This window comes from Alicyclobacillus kakegawensis NBRC 103104 (assembly GCF_001552655.1).
Taxonomy (GTDB): domain Bacteria; phylum Bacillota; class Bacilli; order Alicyclobacillales; family Alicyclobacillaceae; genus Alicyclobacillus_G; species Alicyclobacillus_G kakegawensis.
The window spans coordinates 1-24,384 of record NZ_BCRP01000021.1; the positions used below are offsets into that span (position 1 = coordinate 1).

Annotated in this window: 21 protein-coding genes; 20 read left to right on the plus strand and 1 reads right to left on the minus strand. The window is 63.0% G+C overall.

Annotated elements, in window-relative coordinates; all coding sequences use genetic code 11:
- Positions 1-9: 9 nt before the first annotated feature.
- The 9 genes from yicI (at position 10) to AK2_RS13410 (ending at position 12,353) form a co-directional block, all read left to right on the plus strand.
- Positions 10-2,331 (plus strand): alpha-xylosidase, encoded by a 2,322-nt coding sequence (gene yicI / locus AK2_RS13370; protein ID WP_067935463.1) that lies wholly within the window; start codon positions 10-12, stop codon positions 2,329-2,331.
- Between the two features lie 442 nt (positions 2,332-2,773).
- A complete protein-coding gene (gene acs, locus AK2_RS13375; RefSeq protein WP_067935349.1) occupies positions 2,774-4,729 on the plus strand; it encodes an acetate--CoA ligase in 1,956 nt (651 codons plus the stop codon).
- A 12-nt stretch (positions 4,730-4,741) separates the two neighbouring features.
- A complete protein-coding gene (locus tag AK2_RS13380) occupies positions 4,742-5,326 on the plus strand; it encodes an acetate uptake transporter (RefSeq protein WP_067935352.1) in 585 nt (194 codons plus the stop codon).
- Between the two features lie 267 nt (positions 5,327-5,593).
- A complete protein-coding gene (locus tag AK2_RS13385; protein ID WP_067935356.1) occupies positions 5,594-6,292 on the plus strand; it encodes a phosphoadenylyl-sulfate reductase in 699 nt (232 codons plus the stop codon).
- A gap of 164 nt (positions 6,293-6,456) precedes the next feature.
- The gene (locus AK2_RS13390; RefSeq protein WP_067935467.1) at positions 6,457-7,236 is read left to right on the plus strand and encodes a sulfite exporter TauE/SafE family protein; all 780 of its coding nucleotides are present in this window, start codon (positions 6,457-6,459) and stop codon (positions 7,234-7,236) included.
- Positions 7,237-7,264: 28 nt separating this feature from the next.
- Positions 7,265-8,449, plus strand: coding sequence for a sulfate adenylyltransferase (sat, locus tag AK2_RS13395; protein ID WP_067935359.1), 1,185 nt, complete (start codon positions 7,265-7,267; stop codon positions 8,447-8,449).
- Positions 8,450-8,482: 33 nt separating this feature from the next.
- On the plus strand, positions 8,483-10,312 hold the full coding sequence (locus tag AK2_RS13400) for an NADPH-dependent assimilatory sulfite reductase hemoprotein subunit (RefSeq protein ID WP_067935363.1): 1,830 nt from the start codon (positions 8,483-8,485) through the stop codon (positions 10,310-10,312).
- Between the two features lie 47 nt (positions 10,313-10,359).
- Positions 10,360-11,544 (plus strand): uroporphyrinogen-III C-methyltransferase, encoded by a 1,185-nt coding sequence (cobA, locus tag AK2_RS13405; protein WP_067935366.1) that lies wholly within the window; start codon positions 10,360-10,362, stop codon positions 11,542-11,544.
- The gene (locus AK2_RS13410) at positions 11,544-12,353 is read left to right on the plus strand and encodes a sirohydrochlorin chelatase (RefSeq protein ID WP_067935370.1); all 810 of its coding nucleotides are present in this window, start codon (positions 11,544-11,546) and stop codon (positions 12,351-12,353) included. The genes cobA and AK2_RS13410 overlap by 1 nt, the downstream gene beginning before the upstream one ends.
- Positions 12,354-12,461: 108 nt before the next feature.
- Here AK2_RS13410 and AK2_RS13415 read toward each other — a convergent pair whose 3' ends face one another.
- Positions 12,462-13,295, minus strand: coding sequence for an IclR family transcriptional regulator (locus tag AK2_RS13415; protein WP_083521204.1), 834 nt, complete (start codon positions 13,293-13,295; stop codon positions 12,462-12,464).
- A gap of 241 nt (positions 13,296-13,536) precedes the next feature.
- Here AK2_RS13415 and AK2_RS13420 point away from each other — a divergent pair, with 241 nt between their 5' ends.
- From AK2_RS13420 to AK2_RS13470, 11 genes are all read left to right on the plus strand, one after another.
- Entirely contained in the window at positions 13,537-14,028 is a 492-nt protein-coding gene (locus AK2_RS13420; protein WP_067935377.1) for a flavin reductase family protein, read from the plus strand.
- Positions 14,029-14,127: 99 nt separating this feature from the next.
- The gene (gene hpaE, locus AK2_RS13425) at positions 14,128-15,624 is read left to right on the plus strand and encodes a 5-carboxymethyl-2-hydroxymuconate semialdehyde dehydrogenase (RefSeq protein ID WP_067935380.1); all 1,497 of its coding nucleotides are present in this window, start codon (positions 14,128-14,130) and stop codon (positions 15,622-15,624) included.
- A gap of 21 nt (positions 15,625-15,645) precedes the next feature.
- A complete protein-coding gene (hpaB, locus tag AK2_RS13430) occupies positions 15,646-17,124 on the plus strand; it encodes a 4-hydroxyphenylacetate 3-monooxygenase, oxygenase component (RefSeq protein ID WP_067935384.1) in 1,479 nt (492 codons plus the stop codon).
- A gap of 10 nt (positions 17,125-17,134) precedes the next feature.
- Entirely contained in the window at positions 17,135-18,136 is a 1,002-nt protein-coding gene (gene hpaD, locus AK2_RS13435) for a 3,4-dihydroxyphenylacetate 2,3-dioxygenase (protein ID WP_067935387.1), read from the plus strand.
- 124 nt (positions 18,137-18,260) lie between these two features.
- Positions 18,261-19,148, plus strand: coding sequence for a 2,4-dihydroxyhept-2-ene-1,7-dioic acid aldolase (gene hpaI, locus AK2_RS13440; protein ID WP_281180669.1), 888 nt, complete (start codon positions 18,261-18,263; stop codon positions 19,146-19,148).
- Between the two features lie 50 nt (positions 19,149-19,198).
- Positions 19,199-19,537, plus strand: coding sequence for a Rieske (2Fe-2S) protein (locus AK2_RS13445; protein WP_067935390.1), 339 nt, complete (start codon positions 19,199-19,201; stop codon positions 19,535-19,537).
- Positions 19,534-20,379 (plus strand): fumarylacetoacetate hydrolase family protein, encoded by an 846-nt coding sequence (locus tag AK2_RS13450; RefSeq protein WP_157076349.1) that lies wholly within the window; start codon positions 19,534-19,536, stop codon positions 20,377-20,379. Before AK2_RS13445 ends, AK2_RS13450 begins: the two co-directional genes overlap by 4 nt.
- Positions 20,376-21,119, plus strand: a complete 744-nt coding sequence (locus tag AK2_RS13455; protein WP_067935393.1) for a fumarylacetoacetate hydrolase family protein — start codon at positions 20,376-20,378, stop codon at positions 21,117-21,119. The genes AK2_RS13450 and AK2_RS13455 overlap by 4 nt, the downstream gene beginning before the upstream one ends.
- An 18-nt stretch (positions 21,120-21,137) precedes the next feature.
- Complete coding sequence (locus tag AK2_RS13460; RefSeq protein ID WP_067935396.1) at positions 21,138-21,536, plus strand: 5-carboxymethyl-2-hydroxymuconate Delta-isomerase; 399 nt, start codon at positions 21,138-21,140, stop codon at positions 21,534-21,536.
- A gap of 186 nt (positions 21,537-21,722) precedes the next feature.
- Positions 21,723-22,925, plus strand: a complete 1,203-nt coding sequence (locus tag AK2_RS13465) for a cytochrome P450 (RefSeq protein ID WP_067935399.1) — start codon at positions 21,723-21,725, stop codon at positions 22,923-22,925.
- A gap of 5 nt (positions 22,926-22,930) precedes the next feature.
- Complete coding sequence (locus tag AK2_RS13470) at positions 22,931-24,358, plus strand: MFS transporter (RefSeq protein ID WP_217994706.1); 1,428 nt, start codon at positions 22,931-22,933, stop codon at positions 24,356-24,358.
- Positions 24,359-24,384: the final 26 nt, after the last annotated feature.

Sequence of the window (24,384 nt, forward strand, 5' to 3'; positions counted from 1 at the left end):
GCGACATCTGTGAAATTCAGTAACGGAAACTGGCTCAACAGAGCGGGCGTCACGATGCACCTACCGGCGGAAGTGCACGCGCTGGACCGCCATGACAATGCACTCACCGTGTACGCGCCGTGCCAGCACATTGCGCACCGCGGCGCCACCTTACAGGGGCCGCTTTTGACCATTCACCTATCCTCTCCCATGGCCAACGTGATTCGGGTGCGTATCGAGCATTTTCGTGGAACGCGGGAGGTGGGGCCGCGCTTTCAACTGCATGACGGCGAAGCTCCGGTGGCGGTAGCGGAAACGGATGAAAAGGTCAGCCTCACATCCGGTTCTCTTACCGTCCAAATCGACAAGCGGCGCTTTGGCATGGACTTTTTCGGCGATGGCCGCCGCCTGACAGGCAGTGGTGGCAAGGCGATGGCCTACATCCGGATGGACGATCAGACGCCTTATGTAAAGGAAGAGCTGGACCTGGGAGTCGGCGAGTGTGTGTACGGTCTCGGGGAGCGGTTTGGACCGTTTGTCAAGAATGGCCAGGTGGTCGACATCTGGAACGAGGACGGTGGCACTGGGTCGGAGCAGGCTTACAAGAATATTCCGTTCTATCTGACCAATCGTGGCTACGGCGTTTTGGTCAACCATCCCGAGAAGGTCAGCTTTGAGGTGGCCTCGGAAAAGGTCTCGCGCGTGCAATTTTCCGTCACGGGCGAGGCACTGGAGTACTTCGTCATCTACGGCCCCTCCCCCAAAGACGTCATTCGCCGCTATACTGACCTGACCGGCAAACCTGCACTGCCTCCCGCTTGGTCGTTCGGGTTGTGGCTGAGCACCTCGTTCACCACCGATTACGACGAGCAGACGGTCAACCACTTCGTCGACGGCATGGCGGAGCGCGGGATTCCCCTGAGCGTGTTCCACTTCGACTGTTTCTGGATGAAGGAGTTTGAGTGGTGCAACTTCGAGTGGGACGAACGGGTATTCCCGGACCCGGAGGGCATGCTCCGGCGTCTAAAGGAAAGAGGTCTGCACATATGCGTCTGGATAAATCCGTATATCGGCCAGAAGTCACCGCTTTTTGACGAGGCGGCGGCGCGTGGTTTCCTGCTGAAACGACCGAATGGGGACGTCTGGCAGTGGGACCTGTGGCAACCCGGCATGGGCTTGGTCGATTTCACCAACCCAGAGGCCCGAGCGTGGTTCCAAGGCAAACTCGAGAGGCTGCTGGACATGGGGGTGGACTGCTTCAAAACCGACTTCGGCGAGCGGATCCCGACCGATGTGGTGTATCATGACGGGGCCGATCCGGTCAAGATGCACAACTACTATACCTATCTCTACAACCAGACGGTGTTCGAGCTGCTGCAAAGGAAACGCGGCGAACGCGAGACGGTCGTGTTCGCCCGCTCGGCCACCGTTGGAGGGCAAAAGTTCCCAGTGCACTGGGGTGGGGACTGCTATGCTCGCTATGAGTCGATGGCCGAGAGCCTGCGCGGTGGCTTGTCGCTGGGAGTGTGCGGGTTTGGTTACTGGAGCCACGACATCGGCGGCTTCGAGGAGACCGCCAAGGCGGACGTGTACAAGCGCTGGATTGCGTTCGGCTTGCTTTCCAGCCACAGCCGCCTGCATGGCAGCTCGTCTTACCGCGTCCCGTGGCTATTCGACGAGGAAGCGGTCGATGTCCTGCGTCACTTCACGACCCTGAAGCTGAAGTTGATGCCGTATTTGTACGGGCAAGCCGTGACCGCCCATAAACAGGGCATTCCGATGATGCGCGCGATGTTCCTCGAGTTCCCAGGTGATCCCGCCTGTGACACGCTCGACCGGCAGTACATGCTCGGGGATTCACTCCTAGTGGCGCCGGTGTTTTCGGAGAACGGCCGAGTCGACTACTACCTGCCGGACGGCTTGTGGACCCATTACCTGACCGGCGAGCAGGTGGTGGGCGGGCGCTGGCTGCAAGCGCACTGCGACTACTTCAATTTGCCGTTGTTCGTCCGCGGCAACAGCATTGTGGCGGTCGGTGCCCGCGCCGACACGGCCGAGTACGACTACGCCGACGGCGTCTGCTACGAGGTGTTCGCCCTGGAGGACGGGCGCAGGGCGGCAGCCACCGTGTACGCGCCGGACACCCTGCAGGCGGTGCAGGCGGTGGCCGAGCGGCGGGAGGACCGTATTGATTTCCGGGTGGTCGGGGCCGAGAAGCCCTGGACCGTGCTGCTAAACGGAGTGCAGAGCGTCGATGAGGTCGAGGGAGGCCACGCGGAGAGGACAGAGCGCGGGGTGCGCATTGTCCCCGAAGACGGTGCTTCCTCCTTGACGATTCGGCTGTCTCACTGACGGTTACCTGGGTTCGAGAGGGGCTTGCTGGAGAGAATAGGCGTGACGAACGGGTGCAATGACCCGCACGTCCAATTTCTGTCCGTTAGGGGCTTTCCCGACAGTCATCAACGATGGCTGCGGGAGAGTCCTGTTTCTTGTCAAAAACAGTTAAGGTAGCATTATGAAATATTACGAACAAACAACAATAACTAGGATCCAGATATGACCGAAGTCTTCGCGTATCGTGATAAGCCCCCCTCGGGGGGGTGGGCAGTCCCATTCGCGGCCAGATGCAGGTTGAGGCACTCCCATTCCGCATCACAACGCCTTGCAATCCAGGATCGGTGGAGTATTATGAAAATAACCCCACCAGATCCTATTTTGAAACCGCTTGCATTCGTATCGGGTTGGCTTCACTTCGTCTTCATTTTTTCATACCAAGGAGGGAAATGGATAGGTCATGAGCGGCGAACCGAAAAACCTCGACACCCTGCTGGCGGAGACGAGAACCTTTGCCCCCAGTCCATCGTTCCGGGACAACGCCAATTTCAACGATCCGTCCGTCTACGAACGAGCCGCGGCGGACCCGGAGGGGTACTGGGCGGAGCAGGCGCGGTACCTCGACTGGTTTGAGCCGTATCACACGGTGCTTGAGTGGAATCCCCCACACGCACGCTGGTTCCTTGGCGGCAAGCTGAACGCGGCCTACAACTGTGTGGATCGGCACCGGATGGGGCCGCGCAAAAACAAGGCCGCCCTCATTTGGGAGGGAGAGCCCGGGGATGTCCGGGTCTTCACCTATGACATGTTGGCCCGGGAAGTCGACAAGGCGGCGCACATGCTCCAACAGCTGGGGGTGGGCAAGGGTGACCGGGTGACCATCTACCTGCCGATGATTCCCGAACTCCCGATAGCGATGTTGGCTTGCGCCAAGATTGGGGCCATCCACTCGGTGGTGTTTGCGGGCTTTTCGGCGAATTCCTTGCGCGACCGAATTTTGGACGCCGACGCGAAGCTGCTCATCACCGCCGACGGTGGCTGGCGGCGCGGCAACCTTTTGCCGCTCAAGGCCAACGCCGACAAAGCGGTCGCGGGCACCAGCGTGAAACAGGTGCTGGTGGTCCAACGCATCGGGGATGCGGCGGGAGCCAAGATGCAGCCCGGCCGGGACGTGTCCTGGCAGGAATTGATGGACAGCGTTCCGACCACGCCTTTTCCCGCCGCAGCGATGGACGCGGAAGATATCCTGTATCTCCTGTACACCTCCGGGACGACTGGCAAGCCCAAGGGCATCGTGCACACGACCGGAGGATACCTGGTGGGCTGCAATACCTCCCTGCGCAGCGTCTTTGACCTCAAAGACGAAGATGTGTACTTTTGCACCGCCGACATCGGCTGGGTGACGGGCCACACATACATCGTCTACGGGCCGCTCTCGGCGGGCGCCACAGTGGTGATGTACGAGGGGGCACCCGACTGGCCAACCCGCGAGCGGTTCTGGGAGATGATTGAACGGTACGGCGTGACCATTTTCTACTCGGCGCCCACGCTCATCCGGACGTTCATGAAGTGGGGGCCGCAGTATCCGGAAAAGCATGACCTCACCTCCCTGCGGCTGCTGGGGACGGTCGGCGAGCCCATCAATCCGGAAGCTTGGATGTGGTTTCATGAACACGTCGGCAACGGGCGCTGCCCGATTGTCGACACCTGGTGGCAGACGGAGACCGGGTGCGCGATGATTGCCCCGCTGCCTGGCCTGGTGGAGACCAAACCAGGGTCAGCGACGCGACCGGTGCCGGGCATCTCCGCGAAAGTGGTGGACGAGGACGGGCGGGAGGTGGCCCCGGGCCATGGCGGGTACCTCGTCATCGACAAGCCATGGCCGTCCATGCTGCGCTCCGTCTGGGGCGACAACGAGCGGTTCCGAAAGACGTATTTCGGCAAGTTTCCGGGCGTGTACCTGCCCGGCGACGGCGCGCACGTGGATGAGCAGGGGTACTTCTGGATTCTGGGGAGAATCGACGATGTCATCAACGTCTCCGGTCACCGCATCGGCACGATGGAGGTGGAGAGCGCCCTGGTGGACCACCAGGCCGTCGCCGAAGCGGCCGTCATCGGGCGCAGCCACGAGGTGAAAGGGCAGGCCATCACCGCTTTTGTCACCCTCAAGGAGGGTGTCGCCACCAGCGACGACCTGGTGGCTGAGCTCAAGCAGCACGTGGTGGAGAAAATCGGAGCCATGGCGCGGCCGGAGGAAATCGTCTTTACCGCTGAACTGCCGAAGACACGCAGCGCCAAAATCATGCGCAGGCTGCTGCGCGACATCGCCGAGGGACGGGTGCTCGGGGACACCACCACGTTGGCCGATCCGTCCGTCGTCGAGCAGCTCAAGGAACTCTATCGGGACAAAGAGTAGAGGGAGGTGTGAATGGTGGCGAATGGGCTGAAAATCGGGGATCCTGGCCCCCTGGGCCTGGCTGGATTTGGTGTGACCACGTGCATCCTCAGTCTGATCAACGCCGGCGTCACCAGCGCGGATGCGATGGGGGTTGTGTTGGGCCTGGCGTTGGCCTATGGCGGCGGCGCCCAGTTGCTGGCCGGTATGTGGGAGTTTCGGAACGGAAACACGTTCGGCGCGACGGCGTTCTCTTCGTACGGGGCGTTCTGGCTGGCGTTTTACTTTATCGCGCGGGCCGCCCCCAAAGCGGGTATGGGTGTGTTCCTGTTGTTCTTTGGCCTCCTCACCTTCTACTTGTGGTTTGGCACTTTCTACCTCAATCGCGCACTGTTTTTCGTATTCCTTACGCTATGGATAACCTTTGCCCTATTGGCTCTGCACGATTTTGGTGTACTGGGAACGTCGTCGCCCGGCGGCTGGATGGGCGAGCTGTGCGGCCTGCTGGCCTTGTACACGTCGGCCGCCACCGTCATCAATACCACCGCTGGCCGGACAGTCCTGCCGCTCGGCCAAGCGTACGCGCGGCCTCGGGCGGCAACCGGCGTGTCCGCCTGAGCCTGCCTGTTGCGCCGCTTGGCACGTCAGGCCATTGGCGCACAGCTTCGGGCCCACCGCAATCGGTCCGCAGGTGGCCTTTCGGTGCGACGGTGCCCTCCTTACCTTATATGGGTCCTCCGAGTCTAACTGCTGGTCCCCATCCTGCTGAGACGGGCAGGATGGGGATTTTCGTGCGAAAATCCGTTGTTGACGGTGGCTCCAAGATCGCGTAGACTGAATGCATTGGAAGATAGACTATTTGTATCGGAATTAGAGGTGCGTGGCGTGGAGAGGACGAAATTATCGCAGGAAGAGATTGTCCGCCTGGCTGACGAACTGGAGACGGCCCCGGCGGACAAGATTCTGCGCGAAGCCGTTCGGCTGGTTGATGGACTGACGTTTGCCTGCAGCTTTGGCGCCGAGGACATGGTGCTGCTCGACATGCTGATGGGGATTGATCCGAATGCTTCCGTATTCTACCTGGATACGGATGTGCTGTTTCCAGAAACGTACGAGCTGGTGGAGCGGTCGAAAGAGCGGTACGGAATCCCCAACCTCCACCAGGTGCGTTCCAAGCTGAGCCTGGAGGAGCAGGCGCGTGAGTACGGAGATGAGCTGTGGAAGCGAGACCCGGACCAGTGTTGCGCGTTGCGCAAGGTGCAGCCGCTGACGGAGTGGTTGGCGCAGCACGAAGGCTGGATTACCGGCATTCGTCGGGAACAGGCGCCCACGCGCAGAGGCGCAAAGGTGTTCGAATGGGACCAGAAATTCGGTTTGGTGAAAGTCAATCCGCTGGTGCGTTGGACCAACGAGGAGGTCTGGGATTACATTCGGGCACACGATGTCCCTTACAATCCGCTGCACGACCAGGGATACCCCAGCATCGGCTGCCTGCACTGCACGCGGCCGGTGGCGCCGGGGGAAGACCCGCGCAGCGGTCGCTGGGCGGGGTTTGCGAAGACGGAGTGCGGGCTGCATAAGTAAGAGTCGGCTCCCTCGCGCGGATGGCCCTCCCAGAGCGCGCGGCCACATCATAGGGTGTCGCCCGGTGTGGAGAAAATCTCCTCGCTCGCGGCCGGGTTCTTTGGCGTATGTTGTGGCCGGAGTGGCTTTTTGCACTGGCACAAGGAGAGCGGAGTGATATCCGAGTGGACCTACGCGTGTCCGTCGGCGGCTTCGTGGTCGGCGCCCTCATTGGCCTGACCGGCATGGGGGGCGGTTCCCTCATGACGCCGATGTTGATTTTCCTGTTCAATGTTCACCCAACGGTCGCCGTGGGGACGGATCTCCTGTACGCCTCAGTCACCAAGTTGGTCGGCGCGGTTCAGCACATTCGCCAGCGTACAGTCCACTTCGCCGTCGTCCTGTGGCTGGCGCTGGGTAGTGTGCCCGGAGCGGCCATCGGATCGCTGGGTATCGGGCTGATGGAGCGGCGCCTGGATACGGCGGCGCTTGATTTATGGATGAGCCGCATCCTCGGCGCAGTCTACATCCTGGCGATTGCGGTGATGATTTGGCGCTGGTGGCAATCGCGCAGACAGGTTCGGACGGGGGGCGGCGAGCAGGCGGGCAAGCCGCCTGCGGTGCGGTTGGTCGTGCTCGGCCTGGTGGCGGGGGCCATCGTTGGGGCCACATCGATTGGCAGCGGGGCCATTTACGTCGCCATGCTGGGGCTGTTGTACCCGATGGTTGCGGCGAAAATGGTCGGCACCGATGTCGTTCAGGGCGTGCTGGTGACGGCCGTCGGGGCGTTGGTACACTTTGCCTTCGGCAACGTGGATTTTGGCTTGGCGGCCAGCATCCTCATCGGCTCCATTCCGGGCATCCTGATTGGCAGTCGCTTGACCGCGCGGATCCCGGAAAGGGCCATCCAGGCGGCCCTGTTGGTGATGCTCGGGTGGTCGAGTTGGAATCTGCTGGTCAAGTGACGAACACTTCTACCCGTGGAGGTACATCATGTCGGAACTGATTGCAGCACATGGCGGTGCGTTGGTCGATCGGCGCTTGCGGGGGCGCGAGCGCGAGGAGGCACTGGCCGAAGCGGCCACGTTGCCGAAAATCCCCTTGACCAACTGGGCGCTGTCGGACTTGGAGATGATTGGAATTGGTGTCTTTTCGCCTCTGACCGGGTTTGTGGGCGAGCGGGACTGGGAAAGCATCCTCGAGACCATGCGCCTGGCGGATGGCACCGTGTGGACGATTCCGATTACGCTGGCCGTTCCCGAGTCGGTCGCGTTGTCCCTGAAAATCGGCGAGAAAGCCGCCTTGGTTGGCGAGGACGGGCGGATATATGGCACCATAGAGGTGGCCGAAGTGTATCAGCCGGACAAGCGCCGGGAGGCGGAGGCGGTCTACCGGACGACCGACGAGGAGCATCCGGGCGTGCGCAAGCTGTACGAGCGTGACGATTTTTACGTCGCCGGCCCCATCACCCTGTTGGACCGGACACAACCCGCCGAGTTCGCTGAGTATTATCTCGATCCGCCCGAGACGCGGGCCGCCTTTGAACGCCTCGGTTGGCGCACGGTGGTGGGCTTCCAGACCCGCAACCCGGTGCACCGGGCGCACGAGTACATCCAAAAGTGCGCACTGGAGATTGTGGACGGTCTGTTCCTCAATCCGCTGGTGGGCGAGACCAAGGCGGATGACATCCCGGCTCACGTACGCATGCGCAGCTATCAAGTGCTACTGGATAAGTACTATCCCAAAGACCGGGTGTTTTTCGCCGTCTATCCGGCGGCGATGCGGTACGCGGGACCGCGCGAGGCGGTGCTGCACGCATTGGTGCGGAAAAACTTCGGCTGCACCCATTTCATTGTCGGGCGGGATCACGCCGGTGTCGGCGATTACTATGGCACGTACGATTCGCAGAAGATTTTCAGCAACTTCAAGCCGGAGGAATTGGGCATTACACCGTTGTTCTTTGAACACAGTTTTTATTGTGTGAAGTGTGACGGCATGGCTTCAACGAAGACCTGCCCGCACGGGGACGAGGACCGCATCATGCTCTCCGGGACCAAAGTGCGGGAGATTTTGCGCAGCGGCCAGCGGCTGTCGTCGAAGTTTTCGCGGCCCGAAGTGGCCGACGTATTGATTCAAGGCATGGCGGAGCTTGAGACGAGTTCCCACGCGTCTCGGTAAGCCGATAGCGGCAATCGGGGGTGAAGCGCCAACATGAGTGACACGCAGAGAGAGCTCCAGGGACAACCGGGCGAGAGCAAGATTGAAGCGATCAAGCGCGACAGCCATCACCTGCGCGGGACCATTACAGAGGCGTTGCAGGATGGCAAGACATCGTTCTCCGAAGAGAACGTCCAGGTGTTGAAGTTTCACGGGGTCTACCAGCAGGATGACCGGGACCTGCGCAAACAATTGAAAAAGGAAGGCAAAGAGCGCCACTACATGATGATGGTGCGTGCGCGCATTCCGGGCGGCGTCCTGACGGCGGACCAGTATCTGCGCTTTGACCAGTTGGCCGACGAGTACGGAAACGGGACACTGCGCATCACGACACGGCAGACGTTTCAGATGCACGGCATACTGAAGGCAAACTTGAAGGAGACCATCCGTTCCCTGAACGAAGCCTTGGTGACCACCTTGGGCGGCTGCGGCGATCAGGTGCGCAACATCACCAGTTGCTCCGAGCCCCGCAGTGATTCTATCGCCCGTCAATTGCGGGCGGATCAGTTGGCGTTGGTCGCACGGTTTGGAGCCAGGACGAAAGCGTATCATGAAATCTGGCTGGATGGCGAGCAAATCACCCCCAACTACGGCGGCGACCCAGGCTCTCTGCCGGATGCGGTAGCAGGCGTCGGCGACCGCGGCGAAGGCGGCCGCAATCCAGACAGGAGCGACGACGAGGAGCCGTTGTACGGCCGCACCTATCTGCCGCGTAAGTTCAAGATTGGCCTGACCTATGAAGGAGACAACTGCTGCGACGTGTACTCGAACGACATCGGGCTGGTGGCGCACGCCGAGGGAGACCAACTGGTCGGGTACACGGTGCTCGTCGGTGGCGGCATGGGCCGCACGGCCGGGGACCCGACCACCTATCCGCGGGCGGCGACGCCGTTGGCGTTTGTGCCCCGCGGCGAGCTGCTGGAGGTCTGCGAGGCCATCCTGACGGTGCAGCGGGATTACGGCAATCGCTCCAACCGCCGGTTCGCGCGCATGAAGTACCTGATTGATGAGCGGGGGCTGGAGTGGTTCCAAGGGCAGGTGGAGGCCCGCATTGGGCGGTCGCTCACCCCGCCGCGGCAGCTCAATTGGCAGTCGTCGGAGGACCACCTGGGCTGGCATGTCCATGGGGACAAAGCCTACCTTGGCGTTTATATTGAGAACGGCCGCCTGCTCGACAGGGAAGGGCTCAAGCTGCGCACCGTGCTGCGGGAGATTGTGTCTGAGTACCGGCCGACGATTCACCTGACGACGCAGCAAAACCTGATTCTCTCCAACCTGCCGCAGAACGCCCGTGCCGACGTCGAGTCGCGCCTGCGCGCGGCGGGTGTCAAGCTGGCCGAAGACCTACCGCGGACCCGCCTGGTGGCCATGGCCTGTCCGGCGCTTCCCACCTGTGGCCTGGCGATTGCCGAATCGGAGCGTGCGATGCCGAGCCTCCTGCCCCAGTTTGAGGCGCTGTTCGCGGAGTACGGGCTGGAGAACGAGCCGATCTCGGTGCGCATGACCGGCTGTCCCAACGGTTGCGCCCGTCCCTACCTGGCCGACATCGGCTTTGTCGGCCGCGCCATTGGCAAATACGACGTGTTCCTGGGTGCGGATTCGCTCGGGACGCGCATCAACCGACGCTTCCTGGAGCTGGTGCCGTTGGACGGATTGGTCGAAGCGATGCGCCCGCTCATTGCGGTGTATGCGAAAGAGCGCCTTCCTGGAGAACGATTTGGGAATTATTGTTATCGCGTCGGGTTTGAGTACCTGGAGAAAGTTCGGGCGGATTGGGCCGCGTCCGGCTCTGGGGTGGAGAACTCCACCCCGGCCGGGGTCTGACCCGGCGGTTCCGTCACCAATGCTTTGGCCGCGAGGAGGGGGACCGCGTGGGCTCACAACGTAAAGGCAAGGTTTATCTGGTCGGCGCGGGCCCGGGCGCGGCCGGGCTGTTGACGGTGCGCGCCCGCCGGTTACTCGCTAGGGCCGACGCCGTGGTTTACGACCGCCTTCTCTCCCCTCGCCTGCTGGCTTGGACGCGGCCGGACTGCAGGTGCATCTACGTCGGCAAGCAGGCCAGCCTGCACACCCTGCCGCAGGCCGATATCCAGCGCCTGCTCATCGCCCTGGCCAAAGCCGGGGCCACCGTGGTCCGCCTCAAAGGGGGCGATCCGTTCGTGTTCGGCCGCGGGGGCGAGGAGGCGCTGGCTCTGTCCGCGGCCGGGGTCGACTGGGAGTTGGTGCCCGGCGTCACGTCTGCCGTCTCCGTTCCGGCCTATGCCGGCATTCCGGTCACCCATCGCCGCGTGTCGGCCGGGTTCACCGTGGAGACCGGACACCGCGGCGATCCGGCCGAGGGCACTGCCTGCGCCGCCCCGGACGGTGCTCCTCCTTCTCCTTTCGACCACACGCGGGTGGCCCTGATGGGCGTCGGCCACCTTTCCCAGTTGGTGGAAAATTGGCTCGGCGCAGGCTGGCCGGCGAACACCCGGGTTGCGGTTGTGAGCTGGGGTACGCGGGCGCAGCAACAGGTGGTCGACGGGACCTTGGCTGACATCGTGGACCAGGTGCGGGCCGCCGGCTTAGGTGCGCCCGCGGTGGTTGTGGCCGGCGAGACGGTCGGGTTGAGGTCCCGGTTGGCCTGGGCCGAGCGGTTGCCGCTGTTCGGACGGCGGCTGTTGGTGATGGCGGAGACGCGTGAGCTGGCCACCGACTGTGCGGACGACCTGGAAGACCTGGGCGCCGAGGTGTACGAGGCTTCGCTTGAGCATGTTCCCACTTCGGTCGCTGAGGACGCCTTGGCAAAGGGTGAAGCTGCCACGCACGGGCTATGGGAGGCCCTGCGCAGGGAGACGGCGGAATGGGCGCTGGACGCGGTCTGGGTGGAGTCCAGTCGCTGCCTTCGCGCACTGCAGGCGATGGGCATCCCGGTAACTGGGGTGCCCGTGCTGTGGATGCGCCCTGCGGCCGGCGAGGATGAAACCTCGGGCCCACTGCAGCCCGTGCTGGAAGATGCGCAGAAAGTGGCGGAGTTTCTTGTGCGCAGCGGCCAGCCGACGGGGGCGGTGCGGTGATGGGAGCGAGAGCGTCGGGAGTCCGGGCAGAAACCGGTGTGCTGCTGATAGCGCACGGAACCCGGGATCCAGAAGGGGCGGCGGAGGCGCGCCGTTTCATGGAGGCGGTGGGCAAGCGCCTGCGGCTTCAGCGGCCATGGCTCTCCATTGAGCCCTCGTTTCTGGAACTGGCTTCGCCGGACATCGGAGCGGCGGTCCGTGCCCTGGCTGAACGGCGGGTGCGTCGCGTTTTGGTCTGCCCGCTGTTCTTGTTCACAGCCGGTCACATGCAGCGGGACATTCCCGCCCAGCTGGCCGCTGCCAAACAAGGCCTACAGCACCTGGCGGCCCACCTGCGATTTGAGGTGATGCCGGCGGTAGGCGTCGACGAGCGGTTTGCCCAAGTGGCAGCCCGCCGTGTCCACGACGCCTGGTCGGCCGGCGTCCATCGGTCGGACGGGGCGGCGGTGTTGTTGTCCCGCGGCAACCGAGATCCGAATGCCTGGAGGGATTTGGTTCACCTGGCCCGGCGGGTTGAGGAGCACAGCGGTGTGCGCCCGGTCCTTCCCGCTTCTCTGACCGGTTTGGGCAGCCGGCTCGAAGCCGCCCTCGATGCGGCGGTCGACATCGGGGCCAGGTCGGTCACGGTGGTGCCGTACCTGTGGTTCACCGGCCTGCTCAGCAAGGCACTGCCCGCGCAGGTGCAGTCCTGGCGGGAGCGGCACCTCGGAATTTCTGTGCACGTCAGCCGCCACCTGGGTGTGGACGATGAACTGGTGAGGGTCATGAGCGAGCGCATCCACACGCGCTTGCTCGGCGGCAGTGGCTGACCTGGGGATGGAGGTCAGGCACGGTCTTGCATTCGTCGCGCCGTGACGACCATGCTGGATGTATACTGCCTGGATGGAGCACAGCCGTACCTGCTTGCGCTCTTGGGTTCACCCACGCCTCGGGTCCGCGCCGAGACGGCCCGATATCCGCAGGGCCGCATTTCGGACTGCGGCGGTGGCCTGGGACAGGCGCTCTCCGGTCAAGTGCACGGTCGGACCGTTGACGCCGACAGCCGCAACAAAATGATTGCGGGCATCAAACACGGGCGCCGCGATGCCGGTCACTCCGACGTACCCTTCCCCCGTCTCCACGAACACCTTTTCCTCCCGAATCTGCTGCAGGCGCCGACGGATTTGATCAGGTTGCGTCACTGTTCTCGGTGTGAAAGCGGGCAGCGGTTGGGCGAGCAGCTTCTCCAAATTGTCCGTGTCCATGTAGGCCATGGTGACGCACCCAAAGGCGCCAAACGTGATGGGCCGGCGTGGGCCTTCAAAGGTGGAAACCTTCAGGCCTTCCGGCGCCTCTTTGCGGAACACATACGTCAGCGTGTCCCCCCGCGCCACCGACATAAGAACGGTTTGCTGGGTCTGCCGGTGCAATTCCAGCAGCACGTCTTCCGCTTCCCGGCGGAGATCCAGGGAGTGGGCAACCAGGTCGCCGTAGTACAGGAACTGGTATCCCAACCGGTACTTCTGCGTTTCCGGGTTGTAGAGGATAAGCCCTCGCCGCTCCAGGGTGTAGAGGATGCGATACACGGTTGGCCGGGGCAGGCCGACCTCGTGGCACAGTTCATCCATGCTTCGCTCCGGTGCCTGGTGATGGAACGCGTTCAGGACATCCACGGCGCGGTCAATCGTTCGTATCGATGTCATGCGCAGCTCTCTCAATGCGGTGGCTCCTTTCGCTGTCCCTCGGCTGCCGCGGGACCCTGCTGTTTCCATGATAGACCGCTTCCCGTGACCGTCAATGCAGAGCGCGGACAGGAAGATTCAGAAAATGGGTTGACACACGGGGAGACCACGCGTAGGATAAGGCACAAGAGAAAAAACGAATTCTTTTGCTCACTCTGTGAGCGAATGAGTCTCCCGCACGTCGGGACGGGCTGCCCAGGGATGGGGGTGTGCAACAAAAGCACACGGATCCGCTCGAACCCAGCGGGGCTGAGAGGAGGTTACTTGGGAAATGGAATACTCTCCGACGGAAAGTAAACGCTTTCGTGAAACACTGGGCATGTTCGCGACGGGTGTGACGGTGTTGTCCACCTGGCTGGACGGGCGGGCGCACGCGATGACGGCCAACGCCTTTACGTCGGTGTCGTTGGAGCCGCCGCTCATCCTCGTCTGTTTGAGTCGCGGTTGCCGGATGAGTGCGCTGCTTCAGCCCGGTGTCCAGTTTGGCGTCAATGTGTTGGCGGCAGGGCAGGAGCCCCTTTCCAGGTACTTTGCCGGTGGACTCCGGGAGCAGCCCGAATTCAGGTTTCGTGATTGGGCGGGCGTGCCCCGACTGGAGGAAACGCTGTGCACCCTGGCTTGCGAAGTGGAAAACGTGATGGAAGGGGGAGACCATGGGATTGTCCTCGCGCGCGTGCAGCGACTCTACGTGGAACCTCGACCGCTGCGTCCGCTGTTGTTCTGGAAGGGCGGGTACTTGCCGGTGACGGCTGTCGGAGTGTAGCGAGAAGCCTTGCGTATTTTATCTTAAATCATATATGATTTTAGATAGGTTAGTGAGAGCGGATAGGCTTTAGGACGGGAAGCAGTGAGGAGGACGACAATGACAGAGTCATCACAAGTTGCTGTGAGACCGGCCCAACACTTTATTAATGGTAAGTTTTGCGACAGCGTGTCGGGACGGACGTTTGCGACCATCAATCCGGCGACAAACGAAGTGTTGACCACGGTGGCAGACGGGCAGGCGGAGGATATCGATCGTGCGGTGTCGGCCGCCAAGCAAGCGTTTGAGGCCGGCCCTTGGCGGACCATGAAGGCGAAGGACCGGGCCCGCCTGCTCCACCGCATCGCGGACACCATCGAGCGGCACGGAGATGAGTTGGCCCAACTGGAGGTGCTCGACACCGGGTTGCCGATTGCGCAGGCGCGCGGGCAGGCGGCGCGGGCGGCTGACAACTTTCGCTTCTTTGCCGAGATGGCGACGCGCCTGACCGGGGAGACGTACCCTGTGGACGACATGTTCCTCAACTATACCGTGCGCAGACCCGTGGGGGTGGCTGGGCTGATCACGCCGTGGAACACCCCGCTCATGCTCGCCACCTGGAAGATTGCCCCGTGTCTCGCGACGGGCAACACGGCGGTCCTCAAACCGGCCGAGTGGTCGCCGTTGACCGCCACGCGCCTGGCCGCGCTGCTGCAGGAGGCGGGTCTGCCGGACGGCGTGTTCAACGTCGTGCACGGTTTCGGGGAGACCGCGGGCGCCGCGTTGGTGCGCCACCCGGATGTGCCGCTCATCTCGTTCACCGGGGAAACGACGACCGGTCAGGAGATCATGCGCACCGGGGCTGGCGGCCTCAAGCGGTTTTCGATGGAGCTGGGCGGAAAGTCGCCGGTCATCGTGTTCGCGGACGCCGACCTGGACAGGGCGGTGGACGCCGTCATCTTCGGCGTCTATTCGCTGAACGGGGAGCGGTGCACGGCCGGATCGCGCCTGTTGGTGGAGCGCTCCATATGCCCTGAGTTGGAAGCGCGGCTGGCAGAGCGGGTGAAGAGCATCCGCGTTGGCCATCCGGCGGATGCAGAGACCGAGGTGGGCGCCCTCATCCACCCGGAGCATCGGGACCGCGTGCTTGCCTACATTGACCAGGGGGTGCGCGAGGGGGCGCGTATCGCCGCACAGGCGGAGGTGCCGAAGCACCTGACAGGCGGAAACTTCGTGCCGCCGACCCTGTTTGTCGATGTGAGAAACGAGATGCGCATCGCCCAGGAGGAGATTTTCGGCCCGGTGCTGGTCTCTATCCCGTTTGATACGGAGGAAGAGGCCATACGCTTGGCCAACGGCGTGAAATATGGATTGGCCGCGTACGTATGGACCAACGACCTGACGCGCGCGCATCGGGTGGCGCAGAGCATCCAGTCGGGCATGGTCTGGGTCAATTCGCAGAACGTGCGCGACCTGCGCACACCGTTTGGTGGCGCCAAGATGAGCGGCATCGGCCGCGAAGGCGGGCACTACAGCTTCGAGTTTTATACCGAATTGCAGACGGTCCACGTTTCGATGGGGACACAGCCGATTCCCAAGTTTGGCCACGGGCAATAAACGGGAAAAGGGGGCGTACTCATGGGAGCCAGGAACGGGCAGGAGTACATCGACCGATTGAACCGAGAAGCGCGGGATGTATGGATTGGCGGGGAGCGCGTGGAGGGGCCGATTGCGGAGCACCCCGCGTTCAAGAACGTCATCGCCAGCATGGCCGCGCTCTACGACATGCAGCACGACCCAGAGACCGAGGACGAGATGACGTTTGTCGAGGACGACGTCCGCTACGGCAATTCGTTCCTTGTGCCGCGAACGCGGGCCGATTTGGCGCGGCGGCGGACCGCAATGAAACGCTGGGCCGACTACAGCGGCGGCATGATGGGCCGCACGCCCGACTACATGAACAGCGCTCTGATGGCGATGAGCCAGGCGGCCGACTACTTTGCGCAGGACAACCCAGCTTATGGGGAGAACATCCGCGCCTATTACCAGTACGTGCGGGAGCACGATCTGTCCATCACGCACACGCTTATCAACCCACAGGTCAACCGTTCCTTGTCGACGGCCAAGCAGGCCAATCCCCACGTGGCGGCGCACGTGGTCGAGAAGAATCCGCGCGGGGTGGTCATCCGCGGCGCCCGGCTGCTGGCCACGCAAGGACCGATTGCGGACGAGATCATGGTTTTCCCTTCCACCGTGCTCAAGGGCACCGAAGAAGACAACCCGTACTCGTTCGCCGTCGCCATCCCCAACTCCACGCCCGGGTTGCGCTATATCTGCCGCGAGACGTTCGATTACGGCAAGAGCCACTTTGATCACCCTCTGGGCTCCCGGTTTGAAGAGATGGACGCGGTCGTCGTGTTTGACGACGTATTGGTGCCTTGGGACAGGGTGTTTCTGCTGGAGAACGCACATCTGTGCAACAACCTGCACATGGCTACGCACGCGACTATCCACATGACCCACCAGGTGGTCCAGAAAAACATCGCCAAAGCCGAGTTTCTGCTCGGCATCGCCGAGAGCATCGTGCAGGCCATCGGCATCGGCCAGTTCCAACACGTGCAGGAGAAGCTTTCCGAGATTATCCTCGCCGTCGAGACGATGAAAGCCTTTACAAAGGCGGCCGAGGCGGACGCGGCCGTGGACGAGTGGGGGGTGATGTGCCCCGATTGGGCGCCGCTCAACGCCGCCCGGCACATCTTCCCCAAGACGTATCCGCGTCTGGTGGAAATCATCCAGCAATTGGGCGCCAGCGGGCTGATGGCGATACCGAGCGAGGCCGACCTGGAAAGCCCCATTCGGCCGCAGATTGACGAGTACCTGGTGGCGCGCAATCTGCCGGCCGCAGACCGGCTGCGGTTGTTCCGGCTGGCCTGGGACGCGTCCCTCAGCGCGTTCGCATCGCGGCAGGTGCTCTATGAACGCTTCTTCTTTGGCGATCCCGTCCGGATGGCCGGTGTCTACTACAACACGTACGACAAAACGGCGATGCTGGCGCGCGTGGAGGAGTTGCTGCACCGGGGCGAACCGACGCCCCGCGCGACTATGGAAGCAAAGTGAGGGATGACGCATGGGTCAACATCCGTTTCACATTCTGCGTTCTGCCCACGCGGAGCTGGTCGTGACCGACTTGGCCAAGGCGAAGCCGTTCTACGTCGACGTGCTGGGCTTCGTCGTCACGGCGGAAAGCAAGGGGCGGCTGTACCTGCGCGGGGTGGAGGAACGCGTGCATCACAGCCTGGTCTTGACGGAAGGGGAGGTGGCTGCGGTTCACCACCTGGGCTTCCGCGTCGCGTCGGAGGCGGACCTGGACCACATCGCACGGCAGTGCCAGGACCAAGGGCTGCGCACGGTATGGCTGGAAGCCGGGGAGGAGTTGGGCCAGGGTCGGGCTCTGCGCGTGGTGGACCCGGCTGGTTTTCCGCTCGAGTTTTTCGCCGCCATGGACGCGGCACCCTCTCATCACCAGTTGTACCACTTGCATAAAGGCGGCGCGGTGCGGCGGATGGACCACTTTAATCTGTTTGCGCCCAGCTTTGACGAGGCGTTCTCCTGGTGGACGGAAGGGCTCGGGTTTCGCCTCAGCGAGTACGTCGAGACGGACGACGCCCCGCGTCGCAAAACGGCCGCGTGGTTGCACAAGAAGCCGAACGTGCACGACGTGGCCATCATGGAGGGCCCGGGGCCGCGGGTGCACCACCTCGGCTTTTGGATGGACGACATGATGAGCATCATCCGTGTCTGCGACATCTTGGGCGGTGCCGCGATGCATGAGCACATCGAGCGCGGCCCAGGCCGCCACGGCATCTCCAACGCGTTTTTCCTGTACCTGCGCGATCCGGACGGACACCGCATCGAGCTGTACACCTGCGACTATCTCACGATAGACCCGGACTTGGAGCCGATTCGCTGGAGCGCTTCCGACCCGAGGCGCCAGACGCTGTGGGGGCACCGGACCCCCGACAGCTGGTGGCGGGAAGCCTCGCCGGTGATGGACGCGGACACAGGCCGGTGCGCGTCCGTCCAGCCTGCGAGTTCTGTGGCGTCGCGGTGGAAGGAATTTATTCGATAGGCGAATGACCAAACGCCGAGGATCCGGCGGCTGTCGGAGACGCACCGGGCGGCGCCGCGGGTGCCGGAGGCTGCACCTCTTGCGGCGCAGCGCGGTCCTCGGCACAGCGAGGGAGGAGCACACTGTGGCCAAAGAGTTGCGCGGTTCCATCGTCCCCATGGTGACCCCCTTCCGGGACGATGGACAGATTGACGAGCGGGCGTACCGAGAGCTGATTGAGTGGCAGATTGACAGCGGCAGCCACGGCATCTCCTGCTGCGGGACGACCGGGGAACCCAGTTCTCTGACGACCGAAGAGCGGGAGTACCTGATGGAGGTGACCGTCGACGCCGTACGCGGGCGTGTGCCCACCGTACTGGGGAGCGGATCGACCAACCAGGCGGAGACGCTGCGCCTGACCCAGCATGCGGAGCGCATCGGGGCGGACGCCGCGCTGGTGATTGTCCCGTATTACAACAAGCCGTCCCAGGAGGGGCTGTACCGGCACTTCCGGACAGTGGCGGAATCGGTCCACATCCCCATCATCATCTACAACATCCCCGGCCGCACGGGAGTGAACATGCTGCCGGCGACGATGGCCAGGCTTCGCCGCGACTGTCCCAACATCATCGGTGTCAAGGAATCAAACAAAGACTTCGAGCAGGTCAGCCACGTGCTGCATCAGTGCGGTCGAGACTTCCTCGTCTACTCGGGCATTGAACTGTTGTGTTACCCCATGCTGGCCTTGGGTGGAGCTGGGCATGTCAGTGCCACCGCGAATCTGATGCCGCGCGAGGTGGCGGAGCTGTACAACCTTGTGGAGCGAGGCGAGTGGAAGCGGGCCATGGACCTGCACTATCAGCTGTTGGAACTCAACGAAGCCTTGTTCTGGGAGACGAACCCGGGCCCGCTCAAGGCGTGTCTGGCCATGCAGGGGAAGATCCGCCCGGTGGTGCGCCCACCCCTGGCGCTGCCGGGGGATGACATGCAGGATCGGTTGCGCGTGGTGTTGACGCGATATGGCCTGCTCTAGGGGCGAACGAGAAACCGTGGTGGCAGTGGTGCGACAAAGGGGGTGGTGGCATGCCGTGCTGGGTGGAGTGTTTGGCGTTTGATCACGTGCAGAGCCAGGGACTGTGTGCCGTCTGCGTGGATGGACGGGACATCGTGCTGGCCGCCGTGGGCGACCAGGTGTTCGCCCTGGACAACCGGTGTTCCCACGCGGATTGCGCGCTGTCGGAGGGGATGATGGACGGGTACGCCATCCTTTGCCCGTGCCACGGCAGCGAGTTTGACCTGCGTACCGGAGAGGTGTTGAACCCGCCGGCCAAGAGACCGGTGGCGACATACCGGACAAAGGTGGAGGACGGTCGTGTCTGGGTGCAGAGTGACCGGGCGGGGCATGAGGAGGGGACGGCGTGACGCAGGCGTGGCTGAGACGGCATGGGTGTGTATGGAACGAGGAAGTGGAGGCGTTTCCGGATACGATGGATCTCGTATGGCAGGGTAGGCGCATCCAGGCGTCTGAGCTGCCCTTGACCGCCCCGGTGACTGGGACGGTGTATGGTGTGGCGTTGAACGACCCCGAGTCCCTCGCCCGGCTGGATAGGGCGTTCAACCGCCCGCCGTACAACCGGCCTCCTGAGGCGCCGGTGCTGTACATCAAGCCGGCGAATGCGGTGATCGGCCCGGGGGCAGCGATACCGGTACCGGACGGAGTCGAGTGGTTGTCAGCCGCCCCGGCGCTCGGCGCCGTGTTGGGTCGGACGGCCGCGCGCGTCGACGAGCGGGAGGCTTTGTCGTACGTGCTCGGGTACACTGTCGTGATGGATGTGAGCATCCCGCGTCAGGATTGGTACCGCCCGGCGGTGGCGGAGCAAGCCCGGGACGGGTTTTGTCCGATTGGGCCGTGGATTGTGGAGCGGGCGGCGGTGGCTCACCCGAACTGCCTGCGGGTTGAGGTTTACGTCGATGGGAAGCGGTGTCTCTCCTATTCGACCGCCAGCGCCGTGCGTACGCTACCGCGGCTGCTCTGTGATGTAACCAGCTTCATGACGCTCTATCCAGGCGATGTGCTGCTGGCGGGCGTACCGGCGGATGCGCCCCTGGTACGAGCGGGGCAGCGGGTGTGCGCGGTCATCGAAGGGGTGGGTGCGCTGGAGAACCCACTGGTGGCCGAGCCGCAGGCAGAGGCGCTCTACAGTGGGCCGGTCGCGCAGCCTCAGGCCTTCGACCTGAGACCGGATGGGAAGTGGTCGCCGTGAGACGGGCGCGTGTGGCCTACCAGGGGGCGATTCACAACGCTGTCATGGAGGAAGGACGCCTGCGCCTGGCCGACGGGCGGTTGGTGAGAGAAGAGGAGGTGGTCTGGCTGCCGCCGTTTACGCCGGGCACCGCGTTTGCGCTCGGGCTGAATTACGCAGACCACGCCGGAGAGCTGGCGTTCGAGCCACCCAAGGAGCCGTTGGTGTTCTTGAAGGGGCCCAACACCTGGGTCGGCCACCGCGGTCAGACGGTCAAGCCGAGGGACGTCACGTTCATGCACTATGAGTGTGAGCTGGCGGTGGTCATCGGGCGCGGCGGCAAGCGCATCGCGCGCGAGCGGGCGTACGACCACATCGCCGGCTATACGGTCGCCAACGACTACGCGTTTCGCGACTATCTGGAAAACTTTTACCGTCCCAACTTGCGCGTGAAAAACCGGGATGCCTCGACTCCCATCGGGCCTTGTCTGGTGGACAGGGACGACATACCGGATGCGATGAACCTCAATCTGCGCACGTACGTCAACGGCGAGTTGCGGCAGGAGGGGTGCACAAGGGACATGATTTTTGACATCCCGTTCCTCGTCTCCCACATCAGCCAGTGGCTGACGCTTCGGCCTGGGGACGTCATTCTCACCGGGACGCCGCGGGGAGCGACGCCCGTCGAGGTGGGGGACGAGGTGGTGACCGAGATTGAGGGTGTCGGTCGCTTGGTCAATTTCGTCGCAGCGGACGGGTGAGGAGAGGAGGCCCATCAGGTGCCGCACTTCATTGTCGAGTACACGGACAACATCCGCGACGACGCGGACATTGCGGGTCTGCTGAAGAAGGTGCACGAAGTGTTGCTGGCCCACTCTGACGTGTTCCCTGCTGGCGGCATCCGCTCGCGCGCCATAGAGCTGCACCAGTACCGGGTTGCGGACGGATCGGCCGATGACGCGTTCGTGCATGCCACCCTGAAGATGGGCGGTGGGCGCCCGGAGGAGGTGAAGCGAAAGGTCGGGGACGAATTGTTCGCGGTCATCAAGGACCACTTTGCCGACCTTTACGCCCGACGCTACCTGGCGCTCTCGATGGAGGTCGTCGAATTCGGTGGCAAGGGAACGTACAAACACAACAACATCCACCAGCGGCTGCGCGGCGCGTCGCCGCCGTAGGGGCGGATGGGAGGTGAGGAGGCCCGGGCGGATAACGAGACCCCCGCGTCCCCCACCTGGCCTGGGGTGGCAGGGATGTATCAACTGCCTTTGTCATGGAGCTGATCCTATATGATATCAAATATATATCTTTTGCGTCACCGGAATAATTGACTGATAATACAGTTAAATTGGAGGTGAGCGGCTGTGACAACGCTCGCGGCGGAATGGGGAGCGAGCATCACCCTGGATGAGTTGAACGTCAATCCCTATCCGACTTACCGCCGGCTGCGGCAGGAAGCACCAGTCTGCTACGTGCCATGCGCGGGTCGCTGGTTTGTCACGCGCTATGACGATTGCGTCTATGTGGACACCCACCCCGAGACGTTCACTGCGCGTGAAACCGCCTCCCTGCAGACGCGAGTGATGGGGGTGACCATGCTGCGCTTGGACGGAGCCGCGCACGCCCGCCTACGTCGGGCTTGCGAAGAGCCGCTCAAGCCGCGTACCGTCGCTGAACGCTGGCGACCGCACCTGCTGAAAACGGCGCATGAGTTGATTGATCGGTTTGCCGGCGATGGGGAGGTGGAGTTGGTCAGCGCTTTTGCCGATCCGTTTGCGGCCCACTGCCTGAAGTACGTCCTGGGGCTCTGGGAGGCGACCGATGGGGACATGCAGCGTTGGACGCGCGACCTGATGGACGGGACGTCCAACTATGCGGACGATGCATCCGTATGGGAGCGGGCGCAGAAATCAGCGGCTGAGATTGACGAGGCGGTGGACCTGGCCCTGGAGCGCGTGCAGAGGCAGCCAGACGGGACCATCATCTCGAGCATGGTGCACACGGAGGTCGAGGGTCCGGCCATCACGCAGGAGGAGATTCGCGCCAACGTCAAGCTCGTCATCGGCGGCGGATTAAACGAGCCGAGGGACGGCATTTCGTTGACTGTGTGGGACTTGCTGACACACCCAGACGTATTGGCGCAGGTCCGGGCGCAACCTGAACTGTTTGCGGCCGCGGTCGAGGAGTCGCTGCGCAAGGTGGCGCCGCTGGGGATGTATCCGCGCGAAGTGGCGGTGGACACGGTGTTGGCTGGAACGCCGCTGAAAAAGGGCGACAAGCTGGCCGTGTTGGTGGCTTCCGCGAATCGCGACGAGCATCATTTTGCCCGCCCGGACGAGTACGACATCACCCGCCCGCGGCCGCGCAGCCACCTGGCGTTTGGGACGGGCCCACACTATTGCCTGGGGGCGTGGCTGGCCCGGCAGGAATTGGCGCACGCCGCCCTGCCGGCGCTGTTTGAGCGCCTGCCGGGGCTGCGGTTGGACCTGGATCAGCCACCCATCATCCGCGGCTGGGTGTTTCGCGGGCCCGTTCAACTTCATCTCCGTTGGGAAAGGGAGAGGTGATTGGCGTGGAAGCTGGACTGAACACAGAAACATGGCGACAAACTGTGGCGCGTTTGGAGCGCATCCCGGTATGGGCGCTGCCGTATCAATTCATCCTGGTGATTGGCCTGGGGTTTTTGTTCACGTTTTATGACATCTTCGACAGCAACGTATCATTTATTCAGACGTGCGCCAGTATCATCCCAGGCTTCAAGTCAGAGATGGCTGGGCAGTACCTGGGCATGCCGATACTCATGAACCTGCTTGGCTATGTGGTCGGCACTCTGGTGCTCAGCCCGGTTTCGGACAAAATCGGACGCAGAAACATGCTCCTCATCACCATGCTCATCACCGGATTGGGCTCATTGTGCACCGCGTTCACCACGAGTTACTGGGCGTTTGTCGTATTTCGAGGCATTACCGGCATCGGCATCGGCGCTGACCTGGCCGTCGTGAACACCTACATCGCCGAAGTGGCGCCGACCAAAACCCGAGCGAAGTATACCGCCCTCATTTTCATCTTCTCCGCGCTCGGAGCACTCTTGGCGGTGTGGATTGGTCTGTGGCTGACCACGCCCGCAGCTCCCTTCCCGGCGGGGCTGCCGCTTGCCCTAGGCGCCAGTCTTCCGTACGGGTGGCGCATCATGTACTGGATTGGCGCCGTCCTCGCCTTGATTGCCATCTTGATGCGCATCCGCCTGCCGGAGTCGCCGCGTTGGCTGCTTGCCGTAGACCGTGGCGAGGAGGCGGAACGCGTGGTGGCCGAGATGGAGGCGACAGCCGCCCGGCACGCGCCTCTGCCCCAACCTGCCTCCGTCTCCGTGCACTGGGTCCCTGCGACAGCCAATCCGTACGGTGACATCCTGAGCAATGGCACGTACATGCGCCGTGTTTTGCTGTTGTTCTGCGTGTGGCTGTTCAGCTACGTGACTGTGTACGGCTTCTCGGGCGGCATGACTTCGCTCTTGGTTGGCCTGCATTACGACGAGGGCGAGGCCGGAATGATTACCGCCGTGGGTGTGTTCGGAATGGTTTTGTCCGCCGTGTTCGCGTACTGGTTTGGGGAACGCCTGGAGCGGAAGGTGTGGTTGATACTATCTGCTCTGACGACGATTCTAGGCGGTATCCTGATCGGTCTGGCCGGCAGCAATCTGACGCTGGCGATGGTGGGGGCTGTGATTCTGTTCCTGGGCGAAAACTTCTGGGTACCCATCGCCTACGCGTGGACCTCAGAGAACTTCCCGGCCCGCGCTCGCACCAGCGGCTTTGCGCTGGTGGACGGCGTCGGCCACATCGGAGCCGGCATCGGCATCTGGGCCATCGCGCCCCTGGTGGCGCCGCTCGGCGTGCTGAAAGGGTTCCTGTTCATCGGCGGGTTCTTGTTCGTGGCGGCCGTGATTGCGCTGTTTGGGGCGCGAACGAAGGACCGCACCTTGGAAGAGATATCGCCGTAAGGCCACGGGACGGTGGATATCGGGCA